The organism is Sphingomonas tagetis, assembly GCF_024211275.1.
Lineage (GTDB): Bacteria > Pseudomonadota > Alphaproteobacteria > Sphingomonadales > Sphingomonadaceae > Sphingomonas > Sphingomonas tagetis.
Genome location: NZ_JAMLDX010000009.1, coordinates 36,787 through 60,505, shown reverse-complemented (window position 1 = coordinate 60,505; position 23,719 = coordinate 36,787). Strand labels below are relative to the sequence as shown.

25 protein-coding genes are annotated in these 23,719 nt (G+C 67.1%); 15 read left to right on the top strand and 10 right to left on the bottom strand.

The annotated features are described in order from the left end of the window. Positions 1-3: 3 nt before the first annotated feature. Entirely contained in the window at positions 4-807 is an 804-nt protein-coding gene (locus tag M9978_RS12640) for a crotonase/enoyl-CoA hydratase family protein (protein ID WP_254293723.1), read from the bottom strand. Between the two features lie 189 nt (positions 808-996). Between M9978_RS12640 and M9978_RS12635 the strand changes: the two genes are divergently transcribed. The 4 genes from M9978_RS12635 to M9978_RS12620 are packed head-to-tail and all read left to right on the top strand — an operon-like array spanning position 997 to position 4,902. Continuing rightward, positions 997-1,821, top strand: a complete 825-nt coding sequence (locus tag M9978_RS12635; protein ID WP_254293721.1) for a helix-turn-helix domain-containing protein — start codon at positions 997-999, stop codon at positions 1,819-1,821. 41 nt (positions 1,822-1,862) lie between these two features. After that, positions 1,863-2,648 (top strand): enoyl-CoA hydratase, encoded by a 786-nt coding sequence (locus tag M9978_RS12630; RefSeq protein WP_254293719.1) that lies wholly within the window; start codon positions 1,863-1,865, stop codon positions 2,646-2,648. Positions 2,649-2,651: 3 nt separating this feature from the next. Further along, on the top strand, positions 2,652-3,812 hold the full coding sequence (locus M9978_RS23355) for an acyl-CoA dehydrogenase family protein (protein WP_254293716.1): 1,161 nt from the start codon (positions 2,652-2,654) through the stop codon (positions 3,810-3,812). A gap of 4 nt (positions 3,813-3,816) precedes the next feature. Then, positions 3,817-4,902 (top strand): acyl-CoA dehydrogenase family protein, encoded by a 1,086-nt coding sequence (locus M9978_RS12620; RefSeq protein ID WP_254293714.1) that lies wholly within the window; start codon positions 3,817-3,819, stop codon positions 4,900-4,902. An 18-nt stretch (positions 4,903-4,920) separates the two neighbouring features. On the opposite strand, the gene M9978_RS12615 is transcribed toward M9978_RS12620, so the two are convergent. Both M9978_RS12615 and M9978_RS12610 read right to left on the bottom strand, forming a co-directional pair. Continuing rightward, positions 4,921-5,700 (bottom strand): SDR family NAD(P)-dependent oxidoreductase, encoded by a 780-nt coding sequence (locus M9978_RS12615; protein WP_254293712.1) that lies wholly within the window; start codon positions 5,698-5,700, stop codon positions 4,921-4,923. Positions 5,701-5,711: 11 nt separating this feature from the next. Then, complete coding sequence (locus M9978_RS12610) at positions 5,712-6,935, bottom strand: cytochrome P450 (protein ID WP_254293710.1); 1,224 nt, start codon at positions 6,933-6,935, stop codon at positions 5,712-5,714. A gap of 153 nt (positions 6,936-7,088) precedes the next feature. On the opposite strand from M9978_RS12610, the gene M9978_RS12605 reads away from it, so the two are divergent. After that, positions 7,089-7,874: an SDR family NAD(P)-dependent oxidoreductase gene (locus M9978_RS12605; protein WP_254293708.1), complete on the top strand. Its 786-nt coding sequence runs from the start codon at positions 7,089-7,091 to the stop codon at positions 7,872-7,874. Here the strand turns inward: M9978_RS12605 and M9978_RS12600 are convergent. The 5 genes from M9978_RS12600 to M9978_RS12580 all read right to left on the bottom strand — a co-directional run bounded on the left by M9978_RS12600 (position 7,871) and on the right by M9978_RS12580 (position 14,041). Then, on the bottom strand, positions 7,871-9,427 hold the full coding sequence (locus tag M9978_RS12600; protein ID WP_254293706.1) for an AMP-binding protein: 1,557 nt from the start codon (positions 9,425-9,427) through the stop codon (positions 7,871-7,873). The two genes, M9978_RS12605 and M9978_RS12600, sit on opposite strands and share 4 nt — an antisense overlap. Continuing rightward, the gene (locus M9978_RS12595) at positions 9,424-10,617 is read right to left on the bottom strand and encodes a CaiB/BaiF CoA transferase family protein (protein WP_254293704.1); all 1,194 of its coding nucleotides are present in this window, start codon (positions 10,615-10,617) and stop codon (positions 9,424-9,426) included. The genes M9978_RS12600 and M9978_RS12595 overlap by 4 nt, the downstream gene beginning before the upstream one ends. Before the next feature lie 126 nt (positions 10,618-10,743). Beyond that, complete coding sequence (locus M9978_RS12590; RefSeq protein ID WP_254293701.1) at positions 10,744-11,922, bottom strand: acetyl-CoA C-acyltransferase; 1,179 nt, start codon at positions 11,920-11,922, stop codon at positions 10,744-10,746. Between the two features lie 11 nt (positions 11,923-11,933). Further along, on the bottom strand, positions 11,934-12,905 hold the full coding sequence (locus M9978_RS12585; RefSeq protein ID WP_254293699.1) for an acyl-CoA dehydrogenase family protein: 972 nt from the start codon (positions 12,903-12,905) through the stop codon (positions 11,934-11,936). Next, a complete protein-coding gene (locus tag M9978_RS12580; RefSeq protein WP_254293697.1) occupies positions 12,902-14,041 on the bottom strand; it encodes an acyl-CoA dehydrogenase family protein in 1,140 nt (379 codons plus the stop codon). Before M9978_RS12580 ends, M9978_RS12585 begins: the two co-directional genes overlap by 4 nt. 165 nt (positions 14,042-14,206) lie before the next feature. On the opposite strand from M9978_RS12580, the gene M9978_RS12575 reads away from it, so the two are divergent. From M9978_RS12575 to M9978_RS12565, 3 genes are read left to right on the top strand one after another with little or no spacing between them, the layout of a single operon-like run. Further along, positions 14,207-14,977 (top strand): enoyl-CoA hydratase/isomerase family protein, encoded by a 771-nt coding sequence (locus tag M9978_RS12575; protein ID WP_254293695.1) that lies wholly within the window; start codon positions 14,207-14,209, stop codon positions 14,975-14,977. Further along, positions 14,977-15,354 (top strand): Zn-ribbon domain-containing OB-fold protein, encoded by a 378-nt coding sequence (locus M9978_RS12570; RefSeq protein ID WP_254293692.1) that lies wholly within the window; start codon positions 14,977-14,979, stop codon positions 15,352-15,354. The genes M9978_RS12575 and M9978_RS12570 overlap by 1 nt, the downstream gene beginning before the upstream one ends. Next, positions 15,351-16,490, top strand: coding sequence for a thiolase family protein (locus M9978_RS12565; RefSeq protein WP_254293690.1), 1,140 nt, complete (start codon positions 15,351-15,353; stop codon positions 16,488-16,490). The genes M9978_RS12570 and M9978_RS12565 overlap by 4 nt, the downstream gene beginning before the upstream one ends. 6 nt (positions 16,491-16,496) lie before the next feature. On the opposite strand, the gene M9978_RS12560 is transcribed toward M9978_RS12565, so the two are convergent. Further along, on the bottom strand, positions 16,497-17,396 hold the full coding sequence (locus M9978_RS12560) for an acyl-CoA thioesterase (RefSeq protein ID WP_254293687.1): 900 nt from the start codon (positions 17,394-17,396) through the stop codon (positions 16,497-16,499). Positions 17,397-17,547: 151 nt separating this feature from the next. Between M9978_RS12560 and M9978_RS12555 the strand changes: the two genes are divergently transcribed. From M9978_RS12555 to M9978_RS12530, 6 genes are all read left to right on the top strand, one after another. Continuing rightward, positions 17,548-18,375, top strand: coding sequence for an enoyl-CoA hydratase/isomerase family protein (locus M9978_RS12555; RefSeq protein WP_254293685.1), 828 nt, complete (start codon positions 17,548-17,550; stop codon positions 18,373-18,375). A gap of 110 nt (positions 18,376-18,485) precedes the next feature. Continuing rightward, entirely contained in the window at positions 18,486-18,803 is a 318-nt protein-coding gene (locus tag M9978_RS12550; protein WP_254293682.1) for a 2Fe-2S iron-sulfur cluster-binding protein, read from the top strand. 69 nt (positions 18,804-18,872) lie between these two features. Continuing rightward, positions 18,873-19,853: a thiamine pyrophosphate-dependent dehydrogenase E1 component subunit alpha gene (locus M9978_RS12545; protein ID WP_254293680.1), complete on the top strand. Its 981-nt coding sequence runs from the start codon at positions 18,873-18,875 to the stop codon at positions 19,851-19,853. Positions 19,854-19,860: 7 nt separating this feature from the next. After that, a complete protein-coding gene (locus M9978_RS12540; protein WP_254293678.1) occupies positions 19,861-20,859 on the top strand; it encodes an alpha-ketoacid dehydrogenase subunit beta in 999 nt (332 codons plus the stop codon). Positions 20,860-20,876: 17 nt separating this feature from the next. Beyond that, the gene (locus M9978_RS12535; protein ID WP_254293676.1) at positions 20,877-21,107 is read left to right on the top strand and encodes a biotin/lipoyl-containing protein; all 231 of its coding nucleotides are present in this window, start codon (positions 20,877-20,879) and stop codon (positions 21,105-21,107) included. Beyond that, positions 21,104-21,826: a 2-oxo acid dehydrogenase subunit E2 gene (locus tag M9978_RS12530; protein WP_254293675.1), complete on the top strand. Its 723-nt coding sequence runs from the start codon at positions 21,104-21,106 to the stop codon at positions 21,824-21,826. The genes M9978_RS12535 and M9978_RS12530 overlap by 4 nt, the downstream gene beginning before the upstream one ends. A 20-nt stretch (positions 21,827-21,846) precedes the next feature. Here M9978_RS12530 and M9978_RS12525 read toward each other — a convergent pair whose 3' ends face one another. Then, on the bottom strand, positions 21,847-22,266 hold the full coding sequence (locus M9978_RS12525) for a carboxymuconolactone decarboxylase family protein (RefSeq protein ID WP_254293672.1): 420 nt from the start codon (positions 22,264-22,266) through the stop codon (positions 21,847-21,849). A 266-nt stretch (positions 22,267-22,532) separates the two neighbouring features. Between M9978_RS12525 and M9978_RS12520 the strand changes: the two genes are divergently transcribed. After that, positions 22,533-23,717, top strand: a complete 1,185-nt coding sequence (locus M9978_RS12520) for an acyl-CoA dehydrogenase family protein (RefSeq protein WP_254293670.1) — start codon at positions 22,533-22,535, stop codon at positions 23,715-23,717. Positions 23,718-23,719 lie beyond the last annotated feature (2 nt).

Sequence of the window (23,719 nt, the reverse complement as noted above, 5' to 3'; positions counted from 1 at the left end):
CGATCAGTTGCCGGTGAAAACCGGCGACCGCTTTTCGAGAAACGCATCGACCGCTTCGGCATGATCGGCGGTTTCGTGCGCAAGCGACTGCATCGCCGCCGACAGTTCGAGCACTTCATCGAGACGCATGTTCTGGGCGTCGACCAGCAAGCGCTTGGCCATGCGCAGCGTCTTCGGCGGATTGGCCGCGATGCGCTGCGCCAGCGCCATCGCCTCGTCCATTAGCGTATCGGCTGAGGCAACGCGGGATACCAGGCCGCAGTCCAGCGCTTCGGCTACCGTCAGCGTATCGCCCGTGAAGAGCATCTCCGCCGCTTTCGCGAAGCCGACGACTCGCGGTAGGATCCAGGCGCCGCCGTCACCCGGCACCAACCCCATCTTGATGAAGCTGGCGGCGAACTTCGCGCCGTCTGCCGCGATTCGCATGTCGCACAGGCAGGCGATGTCGCAGCCCACGCCGATCGCATGGCCATTGACCGCGGCGATGATCGGCACTTCCAGCGCGGCAAATGCGCGCGGGATTCGCTGAATGCCGCGCCGGTAGTTGGCGCGAGTCGCGGCCGGGCTGTCGAGCGGGCCGATGCCGTTGCGATCCTTCATTCCCTGAAGATTGCCGCCAGCGCTGAAGGCGCGGCCGGCGCCGGTGAGGATGGCCGCGCTGACCGACGGATCGGCATTGAGCGACTCGAGCGCGGTGACGAGGTCGTCGCAATCCGCATGCTCGCCGATCGCATTGAGCTTTTCCGGCCGGTCGAACGTGAGGATGGCTACTCGCTCGCGACGCGCGATGCTGACGAAATCGCCCATATCTTCTCTCCTGTCGTTCGACGTCTTGAGCACTCGATGCCGGGGGCCGCCATCAAGGAAGCCCTGCCATCGCCAATGCGATCAATCGGCCACCTGTTATGACATTATGCGTAGTTGACAATGTTGATATAACAAGTGCAGTCTCCACATCGGATCGGTGGAAACCGACGGCAAGCTAGGAGAGCTCGGATGACGCGGCCATTGGACGTCAAGACGATCAAATCAGCGAAGCGCGTGTTGCAGGTGTTCGAGTTCTTCGATTCGTCACGTCGCGAGGCGACCGTGATGGAGATCGCCCGCGAATATGGCTATCCGCAGTCGAGCACGTCGGAGCTGCTGAGCTGCTTGGTCGAGCTGGGGTTTCTCCACCGCGACCGCTATCGCCGGACCTATCGTCCGACCGCAAAGGTGGCGGTGCTGGGCGCCTGGACGAGTCCCGCGCTGTTCCGCCGCGGCGGCGTGCTGGCGATGATGGACGAGCTGGCCAGCGATCTCGATTGCTCGGTCGTGCTCGCTGGCTGTGTCGGCCTGAACGTGGAGCATCTGGAGTACGTCCATGGCGGCACCGAACTGTCCGAGGACGAGCAGCCGGGTGCGATCACCACGACCACCGTGGGCAGGCTGCTGCTGTCGGTCAACGACCGGTTCGTCATCCGCAAGCGCGTGCATCACATCAACAGCGAAGTCGCCGAGGACCGCCGCGTGCGGGTCGAGGATCTGTTCGTCGAGGTCGATCAAATGCGCAAGCACGGTTTCGCCATCTCGCCCGGCGTCTCGCAGGGTCAGGGCGGCATCGTCGCGACGCTGTTGCCGCGTGACGGCGCCCATGACGAACTGGCGATCGCGCTGGTGGTGGGCGAGGGGGACCTGCGCGGCGCGGCGTTCTTCATGAACGCGTTGCGCGATGCGATCGCGTCGCACGTCCATCCTGACCGGCGCGGCTCGGTCGAGCGGCATTCGCGGCACGTCCCACCCCCGCCGGCGATGGTCCCGGCGATGGCGCAGGCCAGCTGAAGGCCCTCGGCACGGCGATCAATATGTTTCAGGGGGCATGAGTGGAAGACCAGATTCTAACGCGCAAGGACGGCGCGATCGGCCGCATCATCTTCAATAATCCGGCCAAGATGAACGCGATTTCCCTCGGCATGTGGGAGGGCATGGGCAAGGCCATGAAGGCGTTCGAGGCCGATGACGAGGTGCGGGTCGTCGTCTTCTCCGGCGCGGGCGGCAAGGCGTTCGTGGCGGGGGCCGACGTCTCGAAATATGCCGAGGAACGCGGCGCGGCGGATGCGCAGGAACATTATGCCCGCACCGGCGAGGACGCGCTGCAGGCGATCTATACCTCCAAGAAGGTGACCGTCGCCGCGATCGACGGCTATTGCATCGGCGGCGGTGTCTCGGTCGCGCTCGTCTGCGACCTGCGCTACTGCTCGGCCAAGTCCTCGTTCGGCCAGCCGGCGATGAATATCGGCATCGGCTATCGTTATTCCTCGCTGCGGCGGATGGTCGACATCATCGGCTATGGCGCGGCCAAGGACATGCTGCTGGGCGGGCTGCGGTTCACCGCGCAGGAGGCCTATATCAAGGGGCTGGTCGGGCGCGTGCTGCCCGACGATGAATTCGACCAGTGGACCGAGAAGACCGTCACCGAGATCTCGGTCGGCGCGCCGCTGACCGCCGAAGACATTAAATACACGCTCTGGACCTATGCCCAGGACGAGGCAAAGCGTGATACCGATCGTTGCGAGGAACTGTTCCAGATCTGCTACGCTTCGGCCGACTATAAGGAGGGCATCGCGGCCTTCGCCGAGAAGCGCAAGCCCGTCTTCACCGGCAACTGACCGGTGGACCTTCGACCGTCACCGGAAGAGGTCGCCTTCCGCCAGGAAGTTCGCGACTACATCCGCGCCAATCTGGCGCCCGAGACGCACCGCGTCATGATCGAGGGGCGCATCCCGACCAAGGGTCAGGTCGTCGCCTGGCAGCAGGCGCTGAACGCGCGCGGCTGGGCAACGCCGGCATGGCCGAGCGAATGGGGCGGGCCGGGCTGGTCGCCGGTGCAGCGCGCGGTCTTCCTCGACGAACTGCACCAGGCGCCCGCGCCCGAGCCGGTGTCGTTCAACGTCGCCATGCTCGGCCCCGTGCTGATCCGCTACGGTACGCAGGCGCAGAAGGAACGCTTCCTCCCGGCGACGGCCAATCTCGACATCTGGTGGTGCCAGGGCTTTTCCGAGCCGGGCGCCGGGTCCGACCTGGCCGCCGTGCGCACCAGCGCCGTTCGTGGCCATGACGCCGATGGCGATCACTTCATCGTCGATGGGCAGAAGATCTGGCAAGGCATGGCGCATCATGCCGACTGGATGTTCACGCTGGTGAGGACTGATCCGCAGGCCCCGAAGAAACAGACGGGGCTGTCGTTCCTGCTGATCGACATGACGCTGCCCGGGGTGACCGCTCGTCCGATCATCACGATCGACGGGCGGCACGAGGTCAACGAGGTGTTCCTCGATAATGTCCGCGTGCCGGCGGACTGCCTGGTCGGCGCGGAGAATGACGGCTGGAGCGTCACCAAGTCGCTCCTTTCGAGCGAGCGCACGAATATCGCTCGCATTGGCATGACCAAGCACATCCTGCGCCGGGTCAAGGCGATGACCTCCGACGATCCGTCATTGGGAGTCAAGGCCGCCGCGATCGAGGCCGAGCTCAAGATGCTGGAGGTGACCCAGCTTCGCGTTCTGGATGCGCAGCGTCACAGCGACGGCGCCGACCCTCGGTCGTCTGTGCTCAAGCTGAAGGGCGTCGAGCTGCGACAGGCGGCCTCTGAGCTGCTCGTCGCGGCCTGCGGCATCGACACCTTGCGCGCGGAGGCCGCCGGGCCCGAGGCGATCGCGGACCCGCTGGGCACCGCGCTGCCCAATTACGCGATCCTGCGGGCGGCCTCGATCTATGGCGGGGCGAGTGAGGTGCAGAAGACCATCGTCGCCAAGAACATCCTGGGGCTGTGATCGCGTGAACCTTGAACTGACCGACGACCAGCGGATGCTGAAGGACATGCTCGACCGGCTCGTGGCGGATACGGGGGGTGTCGAGGCGCATCGAGCGGCCGCGCGGATGCCGCGCGGCTGGTCGCCGGACATGTGGCGCGAGATCGTCGAACTCGGCCTGCCGGCGATGCTGCTGGACGAGGCGCTTGGCGGCCTGGCGGGCGGCGGCACCGAGTTGATGATCGTCGGCGAGGCGCTGGGGCGCGGGCTGATCGCGGCGCCCTATCTGGAAAATGGGGTGCTTGCCGCGCCGATCCTCGCTGCGGGCGACGGCGACACCGCGGCGCGCGCGCTGGCGTCGCTGATCGATGGATCGCGCAGCCATGCGCTCGTGACGGAGGGCGTGACCGCGACCGGCGACCGGCTGAGCGGGGCGGTGCGCAACGTGCGCGGCGGGGACAGCGCGGACACGCTGATCGTGGCGGCCGGAGACGGCATCTTCATCGTGCCCGCCGATGCGGAGGGTCTTCGCCGCGAAGGCTATCCGGTCCATGGCGGCGGCCGCGCGGCCAACTTGCACTTCGACGCAGTCGCAGCGACGCGGATCCTGACCGGCGAAGCCGCGCGCAAGGCGGTTGCCGCTGCCGAGGCAAGGCGCATCACTTATCTGGCGGCCATGGCGCTGGGCCTGGCCAGCCATGCCCTCGACACGACAATCGACTATCTCAACACTCGCGTTCAGTTCGGCCAGCCGCTCGGCGCCAATCAATCGCTCCAGCACCGCGCCGCCGAGATGTATGTGGAGCTGGAGCAGCTGCGCTCCGCGACAATCCTGGCAGCCTGCATGCTGGACGAGGCCGATCAGCTGGAACGCGAACGCGTGATGGTCGCGGTGGCGGCGACGGTCGCCAGGACGACGCGCTTCATCGCCCAGCAAGCGGTTCAACTGCATGGCGGCATCGGCGTGACCGACGAGCATGTCATCGGCCATTGCTTCCTGAACCTCACCGCGATCACGATCGCACTCGGCGGGGTAGATGCGAATGTGACGCGGCTGAGCGATCTGGGTGGGTTCGTGTCGCGCGAGCCCTATTGGGAAGCGGCGCGCTGAGCCGCGTTCCGGACGACGTCAGATCGACTGGCCGTCGTCCAGCTCGAAGCCGCCGCCGGTGATCGCGCGACAGGCATCCGACAGAAGATAGAAAGTCACCGCTTCCAGATCCTCCGGCGCCATCACGCGCTTGCGCGGGAAGCTGTCGATCAACCGCTGGCCGGCCGGGCTCTCGAGCCATTCGCTGTTGAGTTCGGTCTTGATCCAGCCCGGCATAACGACATTGACGTTGATGCCGCGATTGGCCCATTCGCGCGCCAGGCTCTTGCCCATCATCAGGACACCGGCCTTCGACGTCGAATAGGCCATCAATCCGGGCAGGACGCGGTGCGATCCGACCGATCCGACCAGCACGATGCGGCCGTCGCCCTTGTCCTTCGATCCGTTGGTGATCATGCGCCGGGCGCCCTCGCGCGCGGTCAGGAACACCCCGCGCAGGTTGACCGACATGATCGAATCATAATCCGCCGCCGTCAGATCGAGCGCGGGTCCCGGGATGTTCAGACCGGCATTGGCGAGCACCGAGGTGATCGGGCCGATCGCCGCCTCGGCCGCATCGAAGCCGGCCGTGATCGAGGCTTCATCGGCGACATCCATCGCGACCGCGACGGCCTTGCCGCCCTGATCCGCGATGGCATCGACCAGGTCGCGCATCCGGTCGGTACGCCGCGCGGCCAGCGCGACGGCAGCGCCGCGTGTTGCCGCCGCGCGCGAGAGATGCGCGCCCAAGCCCGAAGAGGCTCCGGTAATGAGCAGCGCGCGGCCGGCAAGGTCCAGACTGGTCGAGGAAGTGGGCATGGCGGTCGCCGTCACGCCTTCCACACCAGCGGCAGATGCTCGACGCTGCCGTTCACGCCGGTCCGGGTGCGCGGCGCGTCGTCGGGGTCGAGCGAGAAGTCGGGAATTCGCGGCAGCCACTCTTCCAGCAGCACCTTGATCTCGACCCGCGCCAGCATCGAGCCCGGGCAGACATGCGGGCCGGCGCCGAACGTGGTCTTGGTGTTCGACTTGCGCGTGAAATCCACCTTGAGCGGATCGGCATAATCGCGTGGATCAAGCGCGCCAAAGGGTGTCGCGAGCATGACCTTGTCGCCCGCGCGCATCCGAATGCCGTGGAAATCCATATCCGCCACGACAGTGCGGCCAGGATTGGTCAGCGCGAAGCGGCGCAGGAACTCTTCGGTGGCGCCGGGCACGATCCCGGGATCGGCGACGATCGCATGCCGATGATCCGGGTTGGTCGCCAGGAACAGCATGATGTGGCTCATCATCGACGCGACCGTATCGAGACCACCGATCAGCAGCAGCGCGGTGACGCCGACGGCCTCATGCATCTCGATCGGGCGCCCCTCGATCTGGGCGGTCGCGATCTTGCTGATCAGGTCGTCCCCAGGCGCCTTCGCGCGTTCGGCCACGCGTCGCCCGGCATATTCGAACAGCTTGGCCATCGTCTCGTGCTTGGGCGCGTCCACCTGGACCTGTGCGGCGGCGAGCGGCAGCAGGACGAGGCGATCCTCCTCCGGCAGGTCGACCATGTTCATGAAGATGCGGATCGGGAGGTGTTGAGCGAACTCAGTGACGAACTCGCAGCGTCCCTTTGGCTTGAAGCCCTCGACCAAGTCGATCGCAAGCTGGCGCGCCTCGGCCTCGCGTGCCTTGAGCGCGGTCGCCACGAAGGCGGGCGAGAACAGCTTGCGAAACAGCTGTTGGCGCGGCGGGTCGGTCTCGATCGGCGCGAGGCGCGGACGATCGGGCGGCTCGATCGGGTCGACCGCAGCGCCCTCGGTCGAGGTGAACCGGCTGGGATCGCCGAATGCTTCCGCAAGATAGTCGCGGCGGGTAATGATCCAATGGCCCCGGTTATAGGGTGACCAGAAGATCGCGGGCACGCTTTCCTCGTACAACCTGGCGTAAGGCTCGTGATAGGTGCCGTTCTCCGGTACGCCGGGACGATAGCCGTCGAAATCCAGCACCAGTGCGGCGGGAACGTGATCGGGTACGGGCGCGCGAACGGCTGCGGTGGCGTCTGCCATGACATTCTCCTCGGGTCGCACATTTGTGTGTTGGTCGGTGAGGGTCAATCGCCGGCCTGCAAGGCATCGTCGTTGCGATAAACCGCGCGACCTGCTTCCGTCGGTGCGGCCGCCGGGCGATGGGCTGGTCTGTCGATTCAGGGAGTGAGCGCAATGGCGAGCATCGAAACGCTGTTCGGGATGCACGGCAAGGTCGCGCTGGTGACTGGCGGCGGTCGCGGCGTGGGCCGGGCAGTGTGCGAGCTGTTCGCGCAAGCGGGTGCGCGCATCGCGGTCTGCGACATCGACGAGACGACCGCGCGGGAAGTCGCCGGGGCGCTGCCGGACGCGGCGGGCTATCGCGTCGATATCTCGAACGAGGACGAGGTCGAGCGCACCTTCGCGCAAGCCGCCGAGCGGTTCGGCCGACTGGATGCGCTGGTGCATGTCGCGGCGATCTTTCCCAAACGCGACTTTCTGACGATGACCGCGGCGCAGTGGGACGAGATTCAGGCGGTCAACACGCGCGGGACCTTCCTCGTGATGCGCGAAGCGATCAAGGCGATGAAGGCGGGCGGGCGCGGGGGCGCGATCGTCAACATCTCCTCGACCAGCGGTGAACGCGCGTCGGTGACCAACAACAGCGGCTATGGCGCATCGAAGGCGGCGACGACCAACCTCACGCGGTCGATGGCGATCGAGACGGCGGAAGTGGGTATCCGCATCAATGCCGTGCTGCCGGGCGCGGTGGCGACCGAGGGCGCCAAGGCGGCGACCGAGCGCATGAAGGACGACGGGCTGCAGATCGGCGGACCGATGACGGGGGCGGGGCGCATGCCGCTTGGGCGCGTGGGACAGCCGCTCGAGATCGCCACGGCCTGCCTGTTCCTTGCGTCGGACGCCTCGTCCTATGTGACGGGCATCAGCCTGCCGGTGGATGGCGGTTTCCTGGTGAGCTAGGTTGCGTTCCGGAGCGCCGGCTTGTCGATCTTGCCGGTCGCGTTTCGGGGTAATGCCTCCAAGATCCGGATGGCGCGCGGCACCTTGTAGTTGGCCAGGCGCTCGCGGCAGATCGCGTGCACGGCTTGTTCGTCGATCGGCGGTTCGCCCGAAGCGACGATATAGGCGCAGCCGACCTCGCCCAATCGGTCGTCCGGCACACCGATGACGGCCACCTCGCGCACGCCGGCGATGCCGCCGATCATCTGTTCGACCTCGGCCGGATACACGTTGAAGCCGCCGACGATGAACATGTCCTTCAGTCGATCGGTGATGGTCAGATTGCCCGCCGCATCGAACCGGCCGACATCGCCGGTGCGGAAATAGCCGTCGGCGGTGAATGCTGCGGCGGTGGCAGCAGGGTCGTCCAGATAGCCGCGCATGACTTGCGGACCCTTGACCGCAATCTCGCCATCGCATCCCTGCGCGACTTCGTTTCCGTCCGCGTCGAGGATACGGACCGACAGGTTCGACAGGACCCGCCCGGTCGAGTTGACGATGATCCGCGCGTCGTCGCCGGGACGCGTGTTGCTCACCGATCCCGCCGCCTCGGTGAGGCCATAACCGGTGTAGACCGTGGCGTGGCGAAAGGCCGCCTGCATCCGCTCGATCAGCTGGATCGGGATCGTCGTCGCGCCGGTGCTGACAATTCGCAGCGAGGAATGATCCGCTGTGGCGAAGGCCGGGTGGTCCATGATCGCCTGGAAGATCGTGGGGACGGCCGGAAGATAGGATACCCGCTCCCGCTCGATCAGGCCGATCAGGTGCAACGCATCGAAATCCCGAGTGACCAGAATCGTGACACCGTGCAGCCAGCCTGCCTGCCAGCCCGCGCGATACCCGGCATTGTGCGCGAAGGGATACATGACGAGGAACACGTCGCCGGGCACGAAATGGCTGATGTCGCGCTGCTGGACTTCGCACGCGATCAGGCTCTGCTCATGTGCCATCGGCACTGCCTTGGGCGCGCCGGTCGTGCCGGACGTGAAGATCAGGTCGCTGAGGTCGCCGGATTGAACCGCAGCGATGGCGGTTTCCAGTTCCGCCTCGGTGACGGTGTCAGCCAGGTCGAGAAACAGCTCGAAGCCCATGACGCTTTCGCCGCGCCGATCGTCGAACACGACCGTCGCCGCCAGATCGGGCAGCGGCTGCTCGCCGATCGCGGCGACGAAATCATAGCTGCCGAAGCCGGGATCAGCGAACAGGAAGCGGGCATTGGCGCGGATGAGATTCCGCGCGACCTCGCCGCCCTTGAGCCGAGTGCCGCACAGGACGATGGCCGCGCCGATCGCCTGAGCGCCGAGCGCCGCGATCGGCCATTCCCAGCGGTTGTTGGCCCAGATCGCCACGCGGTCGCCACGCTTGCAGCCAAGCGCCAGCAGCGCGCGTGCGGTTCGACGTACCAGCGCATCGACCTGCGCGTAGGTGAGCCGAACATCGCCGTCGCGGATCGCGTCGCGTTCCGCGTGGCGTGCCGCCACCTCACGAAAGGAGCCGTAGATGGTTCGGGTCACGCGCCGACTTCCGGGTGAAACGGTGCCGATCCCAGCCAGTCCGCGATGACTTCCCGCGTATGCTCGCCCAATCGGGGCGGCCGGCGATAGCGTTCGACCGGCGTCGCGGAAAGGCGGAGTGGGTTGGCCACCAGGTCCATCGATCCGTCGTCCGCCGCGGTCCTGAGGCCGCGCTCGCGGACCTGAGGATCGGCAAACATCTGCGCGACGTCGTTGACCACGCTGGCCGGTACACCGGCCGCGTCGATCAGCGCGACCCACTCCGCCGCGCTGCGATCCTTGAAGACCGCATCCAGTAACGGAATCAGCAACTTGCGATTCTCGATCCGCCTGGGGCCCGTGCTGAAGCGTGGATCTGATGCCAGCTCGGGATGGCCGATCGCGTCGCACAGCCGCCGGTACTGATCGTTATTGCCGGCGACGATGAAGATCATGCGGTCCGAACAGGCGAATGCCTGGCTGGGAATGCCGCCATAGCCGCCATTGCCGCGCCGTTCGGGTACTTCGCCGGTAATCAGATAGTTTTGCGCGAAATGCGACAGCGAGGCGACGCCGCAGTCGAGCAGCGAGAGATCGATGAACTGACCGCCATGACCGGCATCGCGATGACGCAACGCGGCGAGGATGGCGATGACGCCGTTATAGGCGGTCAGGATATCGACCATCGATACGCCGACCTTCATCGGGCTGCCGCAGGGATGGTCGTCGGGATGGCCCGACACGCTCATCAGGCCCGACATCGCCTGGAACACGCCGTCATAGCCCGGCTTGGCGGCATAGGGGCCGGTCTGGCCGAAGCCGGTGATCGAGCAATAGACGAGGTCCGGATTGTCGGCGGCGAGCGTCGCGTGGTCGAGACCGAACCGCGCCAGCGTGCCGACCTTGAAATTCTCGATCACGACATCAGCCTCACGCGCCAGATCGCGCAGCATCGCCAGATCGGAGGGATTGGACAGATCGGCCGCGAGCGAGCGCTTGTTGCGGTTGCACGACAGGAAGAACCCCGCGACCTTGCTGCCGTCCGTCTCGGTGAAGAAGGGCGGCCCCATCTCGCGCGCATCGTCGCCCACGCCCGGCCGTTCGACCTTGACGACATCGGCGCCGAGGTCGCCGAGTATCTGCCCGACGAGCGGACCCGCGAGGATCCGGCTCAGATCGAGCACTTTCAGCCCATTCAGCGACTGGCTCATTGCCTCTCCTGGCGACGCATGATCGCGTTCCTTCACGCTGGGTAGCATCGGCGTGCCGCGCTTTCAGCCGGCATCGACGATACCGGCCAACTCATCGCCTTCTTGATGCCATGCGCAAAACACTTGTCAGGCGATCTCGAACAGGCCTGCGGCGCCCATGCCGCCGGCCGCGCACATCGTGACCACGGCATAGCGTTCGCCGCGCCGCTTCGCCTCGATCAGCGCATGGCCGACCATGCGCGATCCCGACATGCCGAATGGATGGCCGATCGCGATCGCGCCGCCATTCACATTCAGCCGGTCGGGATCGATCCCCAGTCTGTCGCGACAATGGATGACCTGGACCGCGAACGCTTCGTTGAGTTCCCACAGACCGATGTCGGACACACGCAACCCCGCGCGATCGAGCAGCTTGGGCACGGCCAGCACCGGGCCGATGCCCATCTCGTCCGGTCCGCAGCCCGCCACCGCGAAGCCGCGGAACATCCCGAGCGGCGCGAGCCCGCGCCGTGCCGCTTCGGTATCGCTCATCACCACGCACACGCTCGCGCCGTCGGAAAGCTGACTGGCATTGCCGGCGGTCACGGTGCCGTCCGGCATCACGGGGTTGAGCGCGGCGAGCGCATCGACCGTGGTGCCGGGGCGGTTGCTTTCGTCGCGCGAGAGCGTCACGGGCTCCTCGCCGATGATCGCGCCCGCCTTGTCCTTCACGAATTTGACGGTGGTGACCGGTACGATCTCCTGATCGAGCCGGCCGGCTTCCTGCGCCTCCGCGATGCGGCGCTGGCTCTCGGCGGCATAGACGTCCGCCGCGTCGCGCCCGATGCCATAGCGGCGCGCGACGGTTTCAGCGGTCTGGATCATGCTGTCGTAGACGCCGGTCACATTCGCCTGAAGCCAGGGATTGACCAGGCCGTCCTGCCGCGTGTTCGGCAGCGCGAGCGAGCAGCTGTCGAGCCCGCCGGCGACATAGATGTCACCGGCACCCCCGCGCACCGCTTGCGCGGCGATGGCGATGGTATTGAGGCCGGACGCGCATTTACGGTCGAGCGAGACACCGGCCACGCCGACCGGAAGGCCGGCGCGAAGGGCGGCCATGCGAGCGACGTTGCCGCCCTGCGGTCCTTCAAGGCGAGCGGCACCAAGCAGCACGTCCTCGACCTCCGCGCCGTCGACGCCCGCGCGGCGCAGCGCCTCGCGGATGACGATCGCGCCGAGCTCGGGCCCGTCGAGCCGGTTGAGCGCGCCGCGGCCGGCGCGGCCGATCGGCGTTCGGGCGGTTGCGACGATGACGGCCTCGGTCACGGATGATCCTTTCAGGTGGAGATCGCGGTCAGGTCGGGCCAGAACCGCGCCGGGCCGGCCGCGGCGATGCGCCCGCCCAGCACCGACGCCCAATGCCCGTCGCCACCGAATTCGGAGCGCCAGCACCACAGCCGTCGAGTCAGCGGATGCAGGCCATATTCCTCGGTGAAGCCGATCGCGCCATGCACCTGGTGCGCGATCGCCGTGGCTTCTCCGATCGCTTCCCCGGCGCGGGTCTTCGCCGCCGCCACGGCGTAGGACGCGTCGCGCGCGTCGAGCGCCATCGCGGCGGCGAGCGCGGCGCAATTGACCGCCGCGGCCTCGCACGCCAGCGTGGCGAGCGATTGCTGGACCGCCTGGAACTTGGCGAGCGGGCGGCCGAACTGCTTGCGATCGTTGACATGGGCGACCGCGAGCGCGAGCGCGGCGTCGAGCGCGCCGGCCGACTGGGCGACGCGGACGAAGGCGCCGATCGCCGCGACGTCGATCCCGTCGATCGGCGTGCACGCCGCGCGCTCGACGACCCAGGCATCGCGCGGCTCGCCGGCAATGCTGCGCCCCTCGCGCACGGTTGCATCGCCGCGGCGCAATAGCATCGCGCCGCCATCGGGCGCGGCGGCGATGACGTAATCGGCGTCGCGGCCCCAGGCGATGCCCCCGACCGTGCCCGTAAAGGCGCCATTGTCGATCACGCCTTCGCAACGCATTGCCAGCGATCCGAGCCCGTCGAGAACCCCCGACAGCCGTGCCGCGACCACCGCCTCGACCAGCGGCAGCGCCAGCGCGTGATAGCCGGCGAGGCGGAAAACGAGCAACGCGTCGGCCCAGCTGCCGCCGAAGCCGCCGTTCGCGTCGCTGACCAGCAAGCCGGTCAGGCCGGCCTCCGCGATCCGCCCCCAATGGCCGGCGACGGTCGCCTTGGGACCCAGTTCGGCGAACAGCCCGTCCGCCATGTCGGCCAGCATCTGCTGCTGTTCGTTCATCGAAGCCCGAGCCCCCGTGCGATAATGCCCTTCAGGATTTCGCGCGTGCCGCCGCGCAGCGAGAAGGACGGGGACACCTGCAACAGATAGCCCAGCACCGCCGCCAGCGGCGTATCGTCGGCGGTGTCGATCTCGATGCTGGCCTGCACGAGGTGGGGCAGCGCCTGTTCGAAGCTGTTGCCGAGGTCCTTGACCATCGTCGCCGCGAGCGCGGGATCCTCGCCCGCCGCCAGCCGCGCCGCGACGGTCGCCGACATCAGCCTGAGCGTCGAAACCTGCGCGGCGGCGCGGCCGATGAGCGAGCGGACCGGCTCGGCGGCATCCGGCCCGGCATGGGCGATCAGCTCGATCAGCAGCGCGAGGCTCGAGATATAGCGTTCGGGCCCCGAGCGTTCGAGCGACAGCTCGGCCGTGACCTGCTTCCAGCCATCGCCCTCCACGCCGACCAGCGCGGCGGCGGGCAGGCGGACGTCATCCAGGAACACCTCGTTGAAATCATGCCCGCCGGTCAGGTCGATGATCGGGCGAACAGTCACGCCGGGCGCGTCCATCGGAATCAGGAACTGGCTGAGCCCCGCATTGCGTTCCGACCCCGCCTCCGAGCGGACGAGCGCGATCATCAGCTGCGCATTGTGCGCGTTGGTCGTCCATACCTTTTGTCCGTTGATCACCCAGTCGTCGCCCTCGCGGCGCGCACTGGTGCGGACGGCAGCGAGATCGGAGCCTGCGCCCGGTTCGGACAGGCCGATACAGGCATAGACTTCGCCGCGCGCCATGCCGGGCAGCCAGCGCCGGCGCTGCTCTTCATTGCCATAGCGCAGCAGCAGCGGGCCGGTCTGGCGATCGGCGATCCAGTGCGCGCCGACCGGCGCACCGGCGGCCAGCAGTTCTTCGAGCACGATATAGCGTTCGAGCGCGGAGCGCTCATGCCCGCCATATTCGGCCGGCCAGGTCATGCCGATATAGCCCGCTTCGCCCAGCGCGCGGCTGAACGCCGCGTCCGGCACCGCCCAGCTGCTGGCGCGGCGCACCGGGTCGGGGTGGCGGTGATGTTCGGCGAGGAAGCCGCGCACTTCCGCACGCAACGCGGCCGCGCCATCTGGCCAGACGATCGGTTCGGTGGGGAAGGTCTTCAACGGCGAGGTTTCCGCATGATGCTGCTCGACCTTTCGTTGCGCCGGGCGGCACGAGTGACGCAAACCGGTCGCCAGCTTGATCGCAATCGCGATATGACGGGCGGCGGGGTGCGTGGCCCGCGCGGGATGTTAGTTCGGGACCAGACAGGTAAGGAGCGCGGCGAGATGTCGATCGATGTTACGAGGGATGGCGGGGTCGCCACGGTCACGATCAACCGGCCGGAGCGCAAGAACGCCATCACCATGGGCATGCGCCAGAGCTTTCAGGGCGTGTTCCAGGACCTTGGCGACGACGACGATATCCGCGCGATCGTCCTGCGCGGCGCCAGCAGCGACTTTTCCGCCGGTGCCGATGTCGGGGAGATGGGGCAGGGCGGCGTGCGTGGCAATATGGTCAAGTCGCGGACGCTGGGCCGGATGGTACGCAGCGTCGCGCACACCAACAAGCCGGTGATCGCCGCGGTGCAGGGGGTGTGCATCGGCATGTCGTTCGCGCTGGCGCTGTCGGCCGATTTCATCGTCGCGGCGGAGGATGCGCGGTTCCAGCTCGCCTTTCGCCATATCGGCCTGGCCATGGACGGCGCGGCGGGCTGGCTGCTGGAGCGGCATATCGGGGTGATGCGCGCGAAGGAGATCGCCTATTCCGGCCGCTTCGTCAACGGGCGCGAGGCGGCCGAGCTCGGCTTCGCGCTCGAAGCGCTACCGTCCGATGAGGTGCAGACGCGCGCGGCCGAACTGGCGGCGAGTTTCGCGACCGCGCCGACGCTCGCGCTGTCGCAGATGAAGCGGCAGTTCGACGCCGCCCCTGGCCAGTCGCTGGACGACGCGCTCGAGTTCGAGGCGGCGGTGCAGGCGCTGATGACCTGGACCGAGGATTTCGCCGAGGGCTCGACCGCGTTCAAGGAAAAGCGCAAGCCGGCCTATCGGGGCGCGTGATGCCGATCCAGCCCGACCTCGAATGGCACCAGCATCTCGCCGAAGGGCGCTTCATGCTGTGCGCCGACGCCGCGACCGGCGTCCCGTTTTATCCGCCGCGCGCGATCGTGCCCGGGAAGGGGAGCGAGGATGTCGTGTGGATTCCGGCATCGGGGCGCGGCACCGTCTATTCGTCGACCACGGTCTACAAGCGGTTGCCCGAGACAAATTACAATGTCGCGCTGGTCGATCTGGCGGAGGGACCGCGCATGATGAGCCGAATCGAGGGGATCGACCCGGCCGATGTCGTGATCGGCATGGCGGTGACGGCGCGGATCGAGTGGCCGGAGGGCGGCGACCCTTTCGTCGTGTTCGTACCGGCTGAGGGTGCGGAATGACTGACTTCCCCCGCGGCCGGACCGCGATTGTCGGGGCGGGCACTTTCGGGACCGGGCGCGCGCCAGGCTATTCGGCGTCGGACCTTGCAGGCATCGCCACTGCGCGCGCGCTGGCTGAAGCCGGGCTGACGCTGGCCGATGTCGATGGGTTGTTCTTCTGCCATGGCACCGACACGCTGGGCGGCCTCAGCTTCGCCCAATATCTCGGCATTCAGCCCAAGGTGACCGACAACAACCGCACCGGCGGCTCGGCATTCCAGACGATGGTCGAGAATGCGGCCTACCTGCTCGATGCGGGGGCGATCGACTGCGCGCTGATCGCCTATGGCTCGAATCAGGCGTCGGCGGCGGGCAAGCTGGTCAATACCGTCCAGCCCAATCCCTATGAATCGCCGTACCGGCCGATGACGCCGCTGACCTCCTATGCGCTGGCGGCGCAGCGTTACCTCCATCAATATGGTGCGCGGCGCGAGCAGCTGGGCGAGGTCGCGCTGGCGGCGCGAGCCTGGGCGCAATTGAACCCCGAAGCCTATGCGCGCGACCCGCTGAGCATGGACGACTATCTCGGCGCGCGGCCGATCAACGACCCGTTCGGCAAATATGATTGCTGCCTCGTCACCGATGGCGGCGCGGCGATCGTGATGACGCGGACGGACCGCGCGCGCGATTTGAAGGCGCGGCCGGTGCGGGTACTGGGCGCGGCGGCGGAAACCTCGCACCGCGAGATCATGTGCATGCCCGATCTCACCACCACCGCGGCGCGCGAGAGCGGCCGGCGGGCCTATGCCCGCGCCGGGATCAGCGCGGCGGATGTCGATGTGGTGATGGTCTATGACGCGTTCACGATCAACACGGTCCTGTTCCTGGAGGATCTGGGCTTCTGTCCCAAGGGCGAAGGCGCGCGCTTCGTTGAGGGCGGGGCGATCGCGCCCGGCGGGCGGCTGGCGGTCAACACCAATGGCGGCGGGCTTTCGTGCACGCACCCCGGCATGTACGGGCTGTTCGCGCTGATCGAGGCCGTGCGGCAGCTGCGCGGCGAGTGCGGCGACCGGCAGGTCGCCGATGCGCAGGTCGCGCTGGCGCACGGCAATGGCGGGGTGTTGTCGAGCCAGGCGACGGTGATCCTGGCGCGCTGATCCGCGTCAGCGCCGGCGGATCAGCGCCTCCTGCGCCACGCTGGCGACGAGACGGCCGGACCGGTCGTAGATCGTCCCGCGCGCAAGCCCGGTCGCGTTCGAGGCCGACGGACTATCCGTATCGTACAGCAGCCACTCGTCCACGCGCGCAGGCCGGTGAAACCACATGGCGTGGTCGAGGCTGGTCATGAACAGATCGGAACCGCCGAGGCGGATGGGGTGCGGCACGAGCACCGTCGCCGACAACCAATAGTCCGACAGATAGGCCAGCAGCTGAAGATGTACGGCCGGATCCTCGATGCCCGACGCGCTGGGTACGCGAATCCACAGCTTTCGGGTGGCGGGCGTCTCGGGCGTGAAGAGCGACGTCGGGTCGGCCAGCCGGATTTCGATCAGGTTGAACGCGAGGATCATCTCGATCCGCTCGTCCGCGCTGCGCGCGTAGCGATCAGGGTTCTGGCGGCGATATAGTTCGATGGCTTCCCGGATCGTGGGGAGTTGATCGGGATCGGTCAGACCCGGGGGCATGGTCGACTGATGCTCGAACCCCGCTTCCTCCCCATGGAAAGAGCATTCCATATGGAAGATCGGCTGCGCATCCTGCAGCGCGACCACGCGGCGCGTGGAAAAGCTTCGACCATCGCGAGTACGCTCGACCTGAAAGATCACCGGTCGTCTCGCCGAACCTGCACGCAAGAAATAGCCGTGCAGCGAGTGCGGCGGCGCATCGACGGTGGCGGACGCGGCGGCGAGCGCCTGTGCCAGCACTTGCCCGCCAAACAGATGGTCGTTCCGCGCATATGCGCTGAAGCGGTTGCGATAGAGGTTGGTGTCGAGCCGTTCGAGCTCGACGATCCGCTCCGCCTGTCCTTCAGGACCGCCTTCGACCTTGTCGCTGTCGCGCATATGTTCACCATCGTGATACCGAAAGCGCGACCTAGCTGCGCGGGTGGCGAAATGCCACGCTATCGCGCATCGTGCCTGCGATGCCGCGACTCCGCGCTTGCCGTCGCGGCGGGGGACCCGCATTCGGGCGATCCATGCCAAGAGGTGCCGCGTGACCGTCGATCTCAGCCGTTATTCCAGCTTCCAGCATCTGTTGTTCGATCGGCCGGCAGCGGGCGTGTTGCGAGTGACGATCAACAATGCCGACAAGATGAACGCCATCGGCGGCGACCTCGGCCGGGAGATCATCGCGGTGTGGGACGTGATCGACCGCGACCCCGACACGCGCGCGGCAATCGTCACGGGCGCGGGTCGCGCCTTTTCCGCGGGCGGATCGATCGACGACATGCCGAGCGGCCGGCGCGACGCGCTCGACGTGTTCTGCAAGGGCTTTGACGACGCGCGCGCGCTGATCGCCGCGATCATCGGGATGCGCAAGCCGCTGGTATCGGCAATCAACGGCGCGGCGGTCGGGGCGGGGCTGGCGGTCGCGCTGCTCGCCGACATTCCAATCGCCAGCAAGACCGCCAAGCTGTTCGACGGTCATCTGCGCCTGGGCGTGACGCCCGGCGATCATGCGGCGATGATCTGGCCGCTGCTGTGCGGGCTCGCCAAGGCGAAATATTATCTGCTGACCAACGAGGTGCTGACCGGCGAGGAGGCCGAGCGGATCAACCTCGTCGCGCTGGCGGTCGATCACGACGCGTTGCAGGACAAGGCGGTGGACGTCGCCGCGCGTCTCGCCGCGACCGCGCCCAATGCGATGCGCATGAGCAAATATGTGCTCAACCATTTCCTGCGCGAGAACCAGACCGTGCTCGACCTCTCGCTTGCGTTCGAGATGGTGAATTTCGGCAGTGACGAGAGCAACGAGGCGATCCGCGCGATGCAGGCGCGCGAAACGCCCGATTTCCCGCCACCGCGCGTTGAATTCCGCTGAGCGCAACTTGCCCGCGACGGCATCGGCCACGCGATGGATGTTGGCGGGCGTTGTGGATCGGGTGCGGAGCCGTCAGGGTTCCCGCCAAATCGAACGTCTAGGGTGAAGCAATGCCGGAGTTGATCGTCATCTCGCGGGAAGGGGACGAAAAGACCGTCGAGGGCGCGTCGGGCCTGTCGGTGATGGAGGTCATTCGCGACAGCGGGTTCGACGAGCTGCTGGCGCTGTGCGGCGGCTGCTGCTCGTGCGCGACCTGCCATGTCCATGTCGATGCCGGCTTTCTCGACCGCTTGCCGCCGATGAGCGAGGACGAGAACGACCTGCTCGACAGTTCGAGCAGCCGTGACGACCGCTCGCGCCTGTCGTGCCAGATCACCTTCGACGAAGCGCTGGCCGGAATGCGCGTGACGATCGCCGCCGAGGATTGAGGCGCGCCATGGATGCGTGCCAGCCTATCGGCGCCGGACCGACCAAGAGATTTCTGAAACGAGGAAGCGATGTCCAACTATCCCAAACCGGACCGAGCCGCGCTGGTCGAGATCTATCGCCGGGCCGACCTCATCAAGCAGAATGACGAGAAGGTGATCCGCGAGATAAAGGCGGGGCGGCTGGTCACGCCCTATTACAGTCCGCGCGGGCAGGAGATCATCCCTTCGGCGCTGTCGGCGAGCCTGACCGACGAGGATTATATCTGCACCATCTATCGCGGCACGCACGACATGCTGGCCAAGGGCTTTCCGTTGCCCGAGCTGTGGGGCGAACTGGCGGGACGCGTGACCGGCAGCTGCAAGGGCAAGGGCGGGACGATGCACCTGACCTATCCGGCCAAGGGCATGATGGTGACGACGGGCATCGTCGGCTCGTCGCTGCCGATCGCGACCGGTCTGGCCTGGGCGGCGCAGCTTGAGGGGAAGGGGCGCGTGTCGGTCGCCTATTTCGGCGATGGCGCGGCGAATATCGGCGCGTTCCATGAGTCGCTGAACATGGCGGGCCTGTGGAAGCTGCCGGCGATCTTCGTGTGCCAGAACAACCTTTATTCCGAGCACACGACCTTTGCCGATTCGACCGCGGTCGAGCGGCTGTCGCAGCGCGCGGCGGGCTATGGCATGCCGGGCGTGACGGTCGACGGCAATGATCCCGAGGCGATGTTCGGCGCGGCGAAGATGGCGATCGAGCGCGCACGGGCCGGGGAGGGGCCGACGCTGATCGAGGCGCTGACCTATCGCTTCAACGGTCACGTGATGGGCGATGCCGACCGTTATATGGACAAGGCGGAAAAGGCCGAGGCGATCGCCGCCGATCCCGTGCCGCGCCTGCGCCAGCGCCTGCTCGACGCGGGGGTGGCCGAGGACGAGATCGCGGGGATCGAGCGCGCCAATGCCGAGGCGATCGCCGCTGCGGTCGAGGCGGCCTATGCCGCAGACCTGCCCGATGTCGCAGAACTGAAGCGCGACGTTTTCGCGCACGAAATCGCGTGAGGCCCAGATGAGCGAGACCATCACCGAGACCAAGCCGGTCACCATGATCCAGGCGCTGAACATGGCGCTGGCCGATGCCATGGCGGAGGACGATCGCGTCCTCGTGCTGGGCGAGGATGTCGGCGACAAGCAGGAAGGCGGCATCGTCGGCGTCACCAAGGGCCTGTCGAGCCAGTTCGGCACCGGCCGGGTCAAGGCGACGCCGATCAGCGAGCAAGCGATCCTGGGCGCGGCGATCGGCGCGAGCCTGGCCGGCTACAAGCCCGTCGCCGAGATCATGCTGATGAACTTCACGACGGTGGCGATGGACATGATCGTTAATCATGCCGCCAAGCTGCGCTTCATGTCGGGCGGGCAGACGCATGTGCCGATCGTGATCCGCACGATGACCGGCGCGGGGTTCGGCACCGGCGGGCAGCATGGCGATTATTTCGAGGCGTGGTTCGCGCATGTCGCGGGGATCAAGGTCGTCGCCCCGTCGAATCCCGCCGACGGCTATGGCCTGATGCGCGCCGCGATCGAGGATCCCGATCCGGTCCTCTTCATCGAGAACATGCCGAGCTACTGGACGCCCGGCCCGGCCCCGGAGCGCGGCTCGCGGGTCGAGATCGGCAAGGCGAGGATCGCGCGCGCGGGCAGCGACGTGACGCTGGTGACCTACAGCCGGGCGACCAACGACTGCCTCGCCGCCGCCGAAGCGCTCGCGGCCGACGGCATCCAGGCCGAGGTGATCGACCTGCGCACGATCGCGCCATGGGACCGCGCAGCGGTGTTCGCCTCGGTCGAGAAGACCGGGCGCGCGGTGATCGTTCACGAGGCGGTGCGCGAGCATGGCGTCGGCGCGGAGATCGCGGCGGAACTGTCCGATGCGTTCTTCGGCAAGCTCAAGGCGCCGGTGAAGCGCATCGGCGCGGCCTTCTGCCCCGTACCCTTTTCCAAGCCGCTCGAGACCGCGTTCGTGCCGCAGGCAGCGGGCATCGAGGCGACGGTCCGCGGCATCCTGTAACTCGAAAGGAAATATCCATGGCGACCGAAATCCTGCTGCCCAAGCTCGGCTTCTCGATGAACGAGGGCGAGTTGACCGAATGGATGGCCGAGGACGGCGCGCAGGTGACGGAAGGCGATCCGTTGTTCGCGCTCGAAGCGGACAAGTCGACCAACGAGGTCGAGGCGCCGGCCACCGGAACGCTGCGCATTCTCAAGCCGGCCGGCGAAACCTATGAGGTCGGCACCGTCCTGGGCACGATCGAGTGAGCGAAGCGGACAATCCCTTCGCCGCCTTCGGCCCGGCCGAGGCGGTGAAGGTCGGCAAGATCCAGCGCATCACCGGCACGCTGCTGCACCGCAGCTGGTCGACCATCCCGCACGTCACGCATCACGACGAAGCCGACATCACCGATTTCGAGACGAGGCGGCAAGCGTGGAACGCGGCGCATCCCGACGCGAAGGTCACGCCGCTCGCGGCGCTGGTGAAGGCGAGCGTGTCGGCGCTGAAGGCACTGCCGATCTTCAACAGCTCGCTCTCGGAGGACGGCGCGACGCTGTATCGGAAAGCCTATCACCATATCGGTATCGCGGTCGACACGCCGAACGGCTTGCTGGTGCCGGTGATCCGCGACTGCGACGTCAAGGACCAGGCGACGATCGCGGCGGAGATCGCCGCCGTCGCCGGCAAGGCGCGCGAGCGTGGGCTGGGCATGGCGGAGATGTCGGGCGGCTGCTTCTCGATCACCTCGCTCGGCCATATCGGCGGCACGGGGTTCACGCCGATCATCAACGCGCCGGAAGTCGCCATCCTTGGAGTCACCAAACTGGTCGAGCGTCCAGTTCGCGGGCCGGACGGCGCGGTCGTGTGGCGCAAGATGCTGCCGCTATCGCTGAGCTACGATCACCGCGTCGTCAACGGCGCCGATGCCGCGCGCTTCACCCGGCATATCGCCGAGTTCATGGCGGGGGCTGCCGCGGGGGGCTGACCCACCGTGACACCATCCGGTCACAACAGGCCGCGCTCTTCCGACGTCGGCGTGTCGCGATCGATGCCCAGCTCGCGCAGCACCTCGACCACCGAGGTCAGCGCGCTCGAGACGGCGGGGAATCCGGCATAGGGCAGTGTCTGGATCAGCGCTTCCTCGATCTCCTTCGGCGTCAGCCCGTTCTTCAGCCCGATGCGGATGTGATTCTTGAGCTCGTGCGGCTGACCCTGCGCGATGAGCACGCCGATCACCACCAGGCTGCGCTCCTTGCGGCCGAGCCCTTCGCGCGTCCAGACCGAGCCGAACGCGTAATCGGCGGCCAGCCTGGCGAGGGGGGCGCCGAAGCCCGAACTGTCCATCGCGTCGCGCATCGCCTGCGCCGGCCCGTCGCCCATCACCTGGCCGAAAAAGGCCAATCCGCGTTTCGTGACTTCATCCATCGCCATGCTCCTGCCTGTCAGCTATGGGTCAGGGCGTAGCGGGCGATCCGCAGGATGCAAAAAATCGTCGTCGCCTGAGGCCAAGCAATCATAAGGGCGATGTCATTTCGCGGCCCCTTCTGCCCGCCCGCCCGGTCTGCCATGCCGCACGATGCGGAGGGCGGCCTTGTGGGCCGCGCGCTTCGTGACGGAGTTGCGGCGACACGCCGACAAGGTCGAGCGATCCGGCGACGATGGCCCGGTTCGCGGTTGAGCGAGGGTGCGAGATGGATTTGCGGCCGGATGAGAGCCTGGTGGCGTTCAGGGAAGAGGTGCGGCGCGCGATCGCCGAGGACCTGCCCGCCGACATGGAGGCGCGGCAACGCGCCTTCGGCGGCATCCAGAGCGAGATCGGGGACACGCTGGCCTGGACCCGGATCATGGCCAGGCGCGGCTGGACCGTGCCGCAATGGCCGGTGGAACATGGCGGCCTGGGATGGTCGCCGATGCAGCTTTTCGTGTTCCAGGAGGAGCAGGACGCCGCCTATGCGCCGACCATGTCCTGGGCTGGATCGCACATGGTCGGGCCGGTCATCTACACCTTTGGATCGGATGAGCAGAAGGCGCGCTTCCTCCCCGCGATCCGCAACGGCGAATATATCTGGGCGCAGGGCTTTTCGGAGCCGGGCAACGGATCGGATCTCGCCAATCTGCGCACCCAGGCGGTGCTCGATGGCGACAAATATATCGTGAACGGCCAGAAGATCTGGACCAGTACCGCTTATGCCAGCGAATGGGGTTTCTTCCTGGTCCGCACTGATCCGACGGTGAAGCCGCAGCGCGGCATTTCGTTCCTGCTGATCGACATGAAGTCGCCGGGCATCACCGTCCGCCAGATCCCGATGATCAACGATGACTGCGAACTGTGCGAGGTGTTCCTCGACAATGTCGAGGTGCCCGCCGAAAATCTGGTGGGGGAGCCCGGCGCCGGCTGGACCTATGCCAAGTTCCTGCTCGACCATGAGCGTACGACCAGTTCGTTCATCTTCTTCAACAAACGTGAGGTGCAGCGCGCCAAGGATATCGCGGTGGCCGAGGGGCTGGCCCGCGATCCGGTGATCCAGGCGCGCATCGCGCGGCTGGAGGCCGAGGTGACCGCGCTCGAATGGTCGGTGCTGCGCACGCTGGCGGGTGAGGACTATCGCTATGACGACACGGCGGTGGCGTCGGTGCTGAAGGTCACAGGGTCGCGTCTGCAGCACGCGATCACCGAACTGCAGACCGACCTGCTGGGCGCCAAGGCGACGCGCCTGTTCGCGGTGGAGGCGGATCGTCGCGATCCCGCGCCGCTGTGGCCGGAGCATGTTCCTGGCCGCGTCGGCGCCGCGCTCGGCCAGCGCGCCGCAACCATCTTCGGCGGCACGCTGCAGGTGCAGAAGAATATTATCGCCAAGCTCGCTTTCGGGCTCTGAGG

Coding starts and splice junctions, on each gene's coding strand:
- M9978_RS12640 (WP_254293723.1), bottom strand. CDS start 807: ATGGGCGATTTCGTCAGCATCGCGCGTCGCGAGCGAGTAGCCATCCTC.
- M9978_RS12635 (WP_254293721.1), top strand. CDS start 997: ATGACGCGGCCATTGGACGTCAAGACGATCAAATCAGCGAAGCGCGTG.
- M9978_RS12615 (WP_254293712.1), bottom strand. CDS start 5,700: ATGCCCACTTCCTCGACCAGTCTGGACCTTGCCGGCCGCGCGCTGCTC.
- M9978_RS12610 (WP_254293710.1), bottom strand. CDS start 6,935: ATGGCAGACGCCACCGCAGCCGTTCGCGCGCCCGTACCCGATCACGTT.
- M9978_RS12605 (WP_254293708.1), top strand. CDS start 7,089: ATGGCGAGCATCGAAACGCTGTTCGGGATGCACGGCAAGGTCGCGCTG.
- M9978_RS12595 (WP_254293704.1), bottom strand. CDS start 10,617: ATGAGCCAGTCGCTGAATGGGCTGAAAGTGCTCGATCTGAGCCGGATC.
- M9978_RS12585 (WP_254293699.1), bottom strand. CDS start 12,905: ATGAACGAACAGCAGCAGATGCTGGCCGACATGGCGGACGGGCTGTTC.
- M9978_RS12575 (WP_254293695.1), top strand. CDS start 14,207: ATGTCGATCGATGTTACGAGGGATGGCGGGGTCGCCACGGTCACGATC.
- M9978_RS12570 (WP_254293692.1), top strand. CDS start 14,977: ATGCCGATCCAGCCCGACCTCGAATGGCACCAGCATCTCGCCGAAGGG.
- M9978_RS12565 (WP_254293690.1), top strand. CDS start 15,351: ATGACTGACTTCCCCCGCGGCCGGACCGCGATTGTCGGGGCGGGCACT.
- M9978_RS12560 (WP_254293687.1), bottom strand. CDS start 17,396: ATGCGCGACAGCGACAAGGTCGAAGGCGGTCCTGAAGGACAGGCGGAG.
- M9978_RS12550 (WP_254293682.1), top strand. CDS start 18,486: ATGCCGGAGTTGATCGTCATCTCGCGGGAAGGGGACGAAAAGACCGTC.
- M9978_RS12545 (WP_254293680.1), top strand. CDS start 18,873: ATGTCCAACTATCCCAAACCGGACCGAGCCGCGCTGGTCGAGATCTAT.
- M9978_RS12540 (WP_254293678.1), top strand. CDS start 19,861: ATGAGCGAGACCATCACCGAGACCAAGCCGGTCACCATGATCCAGGCG.
- M9978_RS12535 (WP_254293676.1), top strand. CDS start 20,877: ATGGCGACCGAAATCCTGCTGCCCAAGCTCGGCTTCTCGATGAACGAG.
- M9978_RS12525 (WP_254293672.1), bottom strand. CDS start 22,266: ATGGATGAAGTCACGAAACGCGGATTGGCCTTTTTCGGCCAGGTGATG.
- M9978_RS12520 (WP_254293670.1), top strand. CDS start 22,533: ATGGATTTGCGGCCGGATGAGAGCCTGGTGGCGTTCAGGGAAGAGGTG.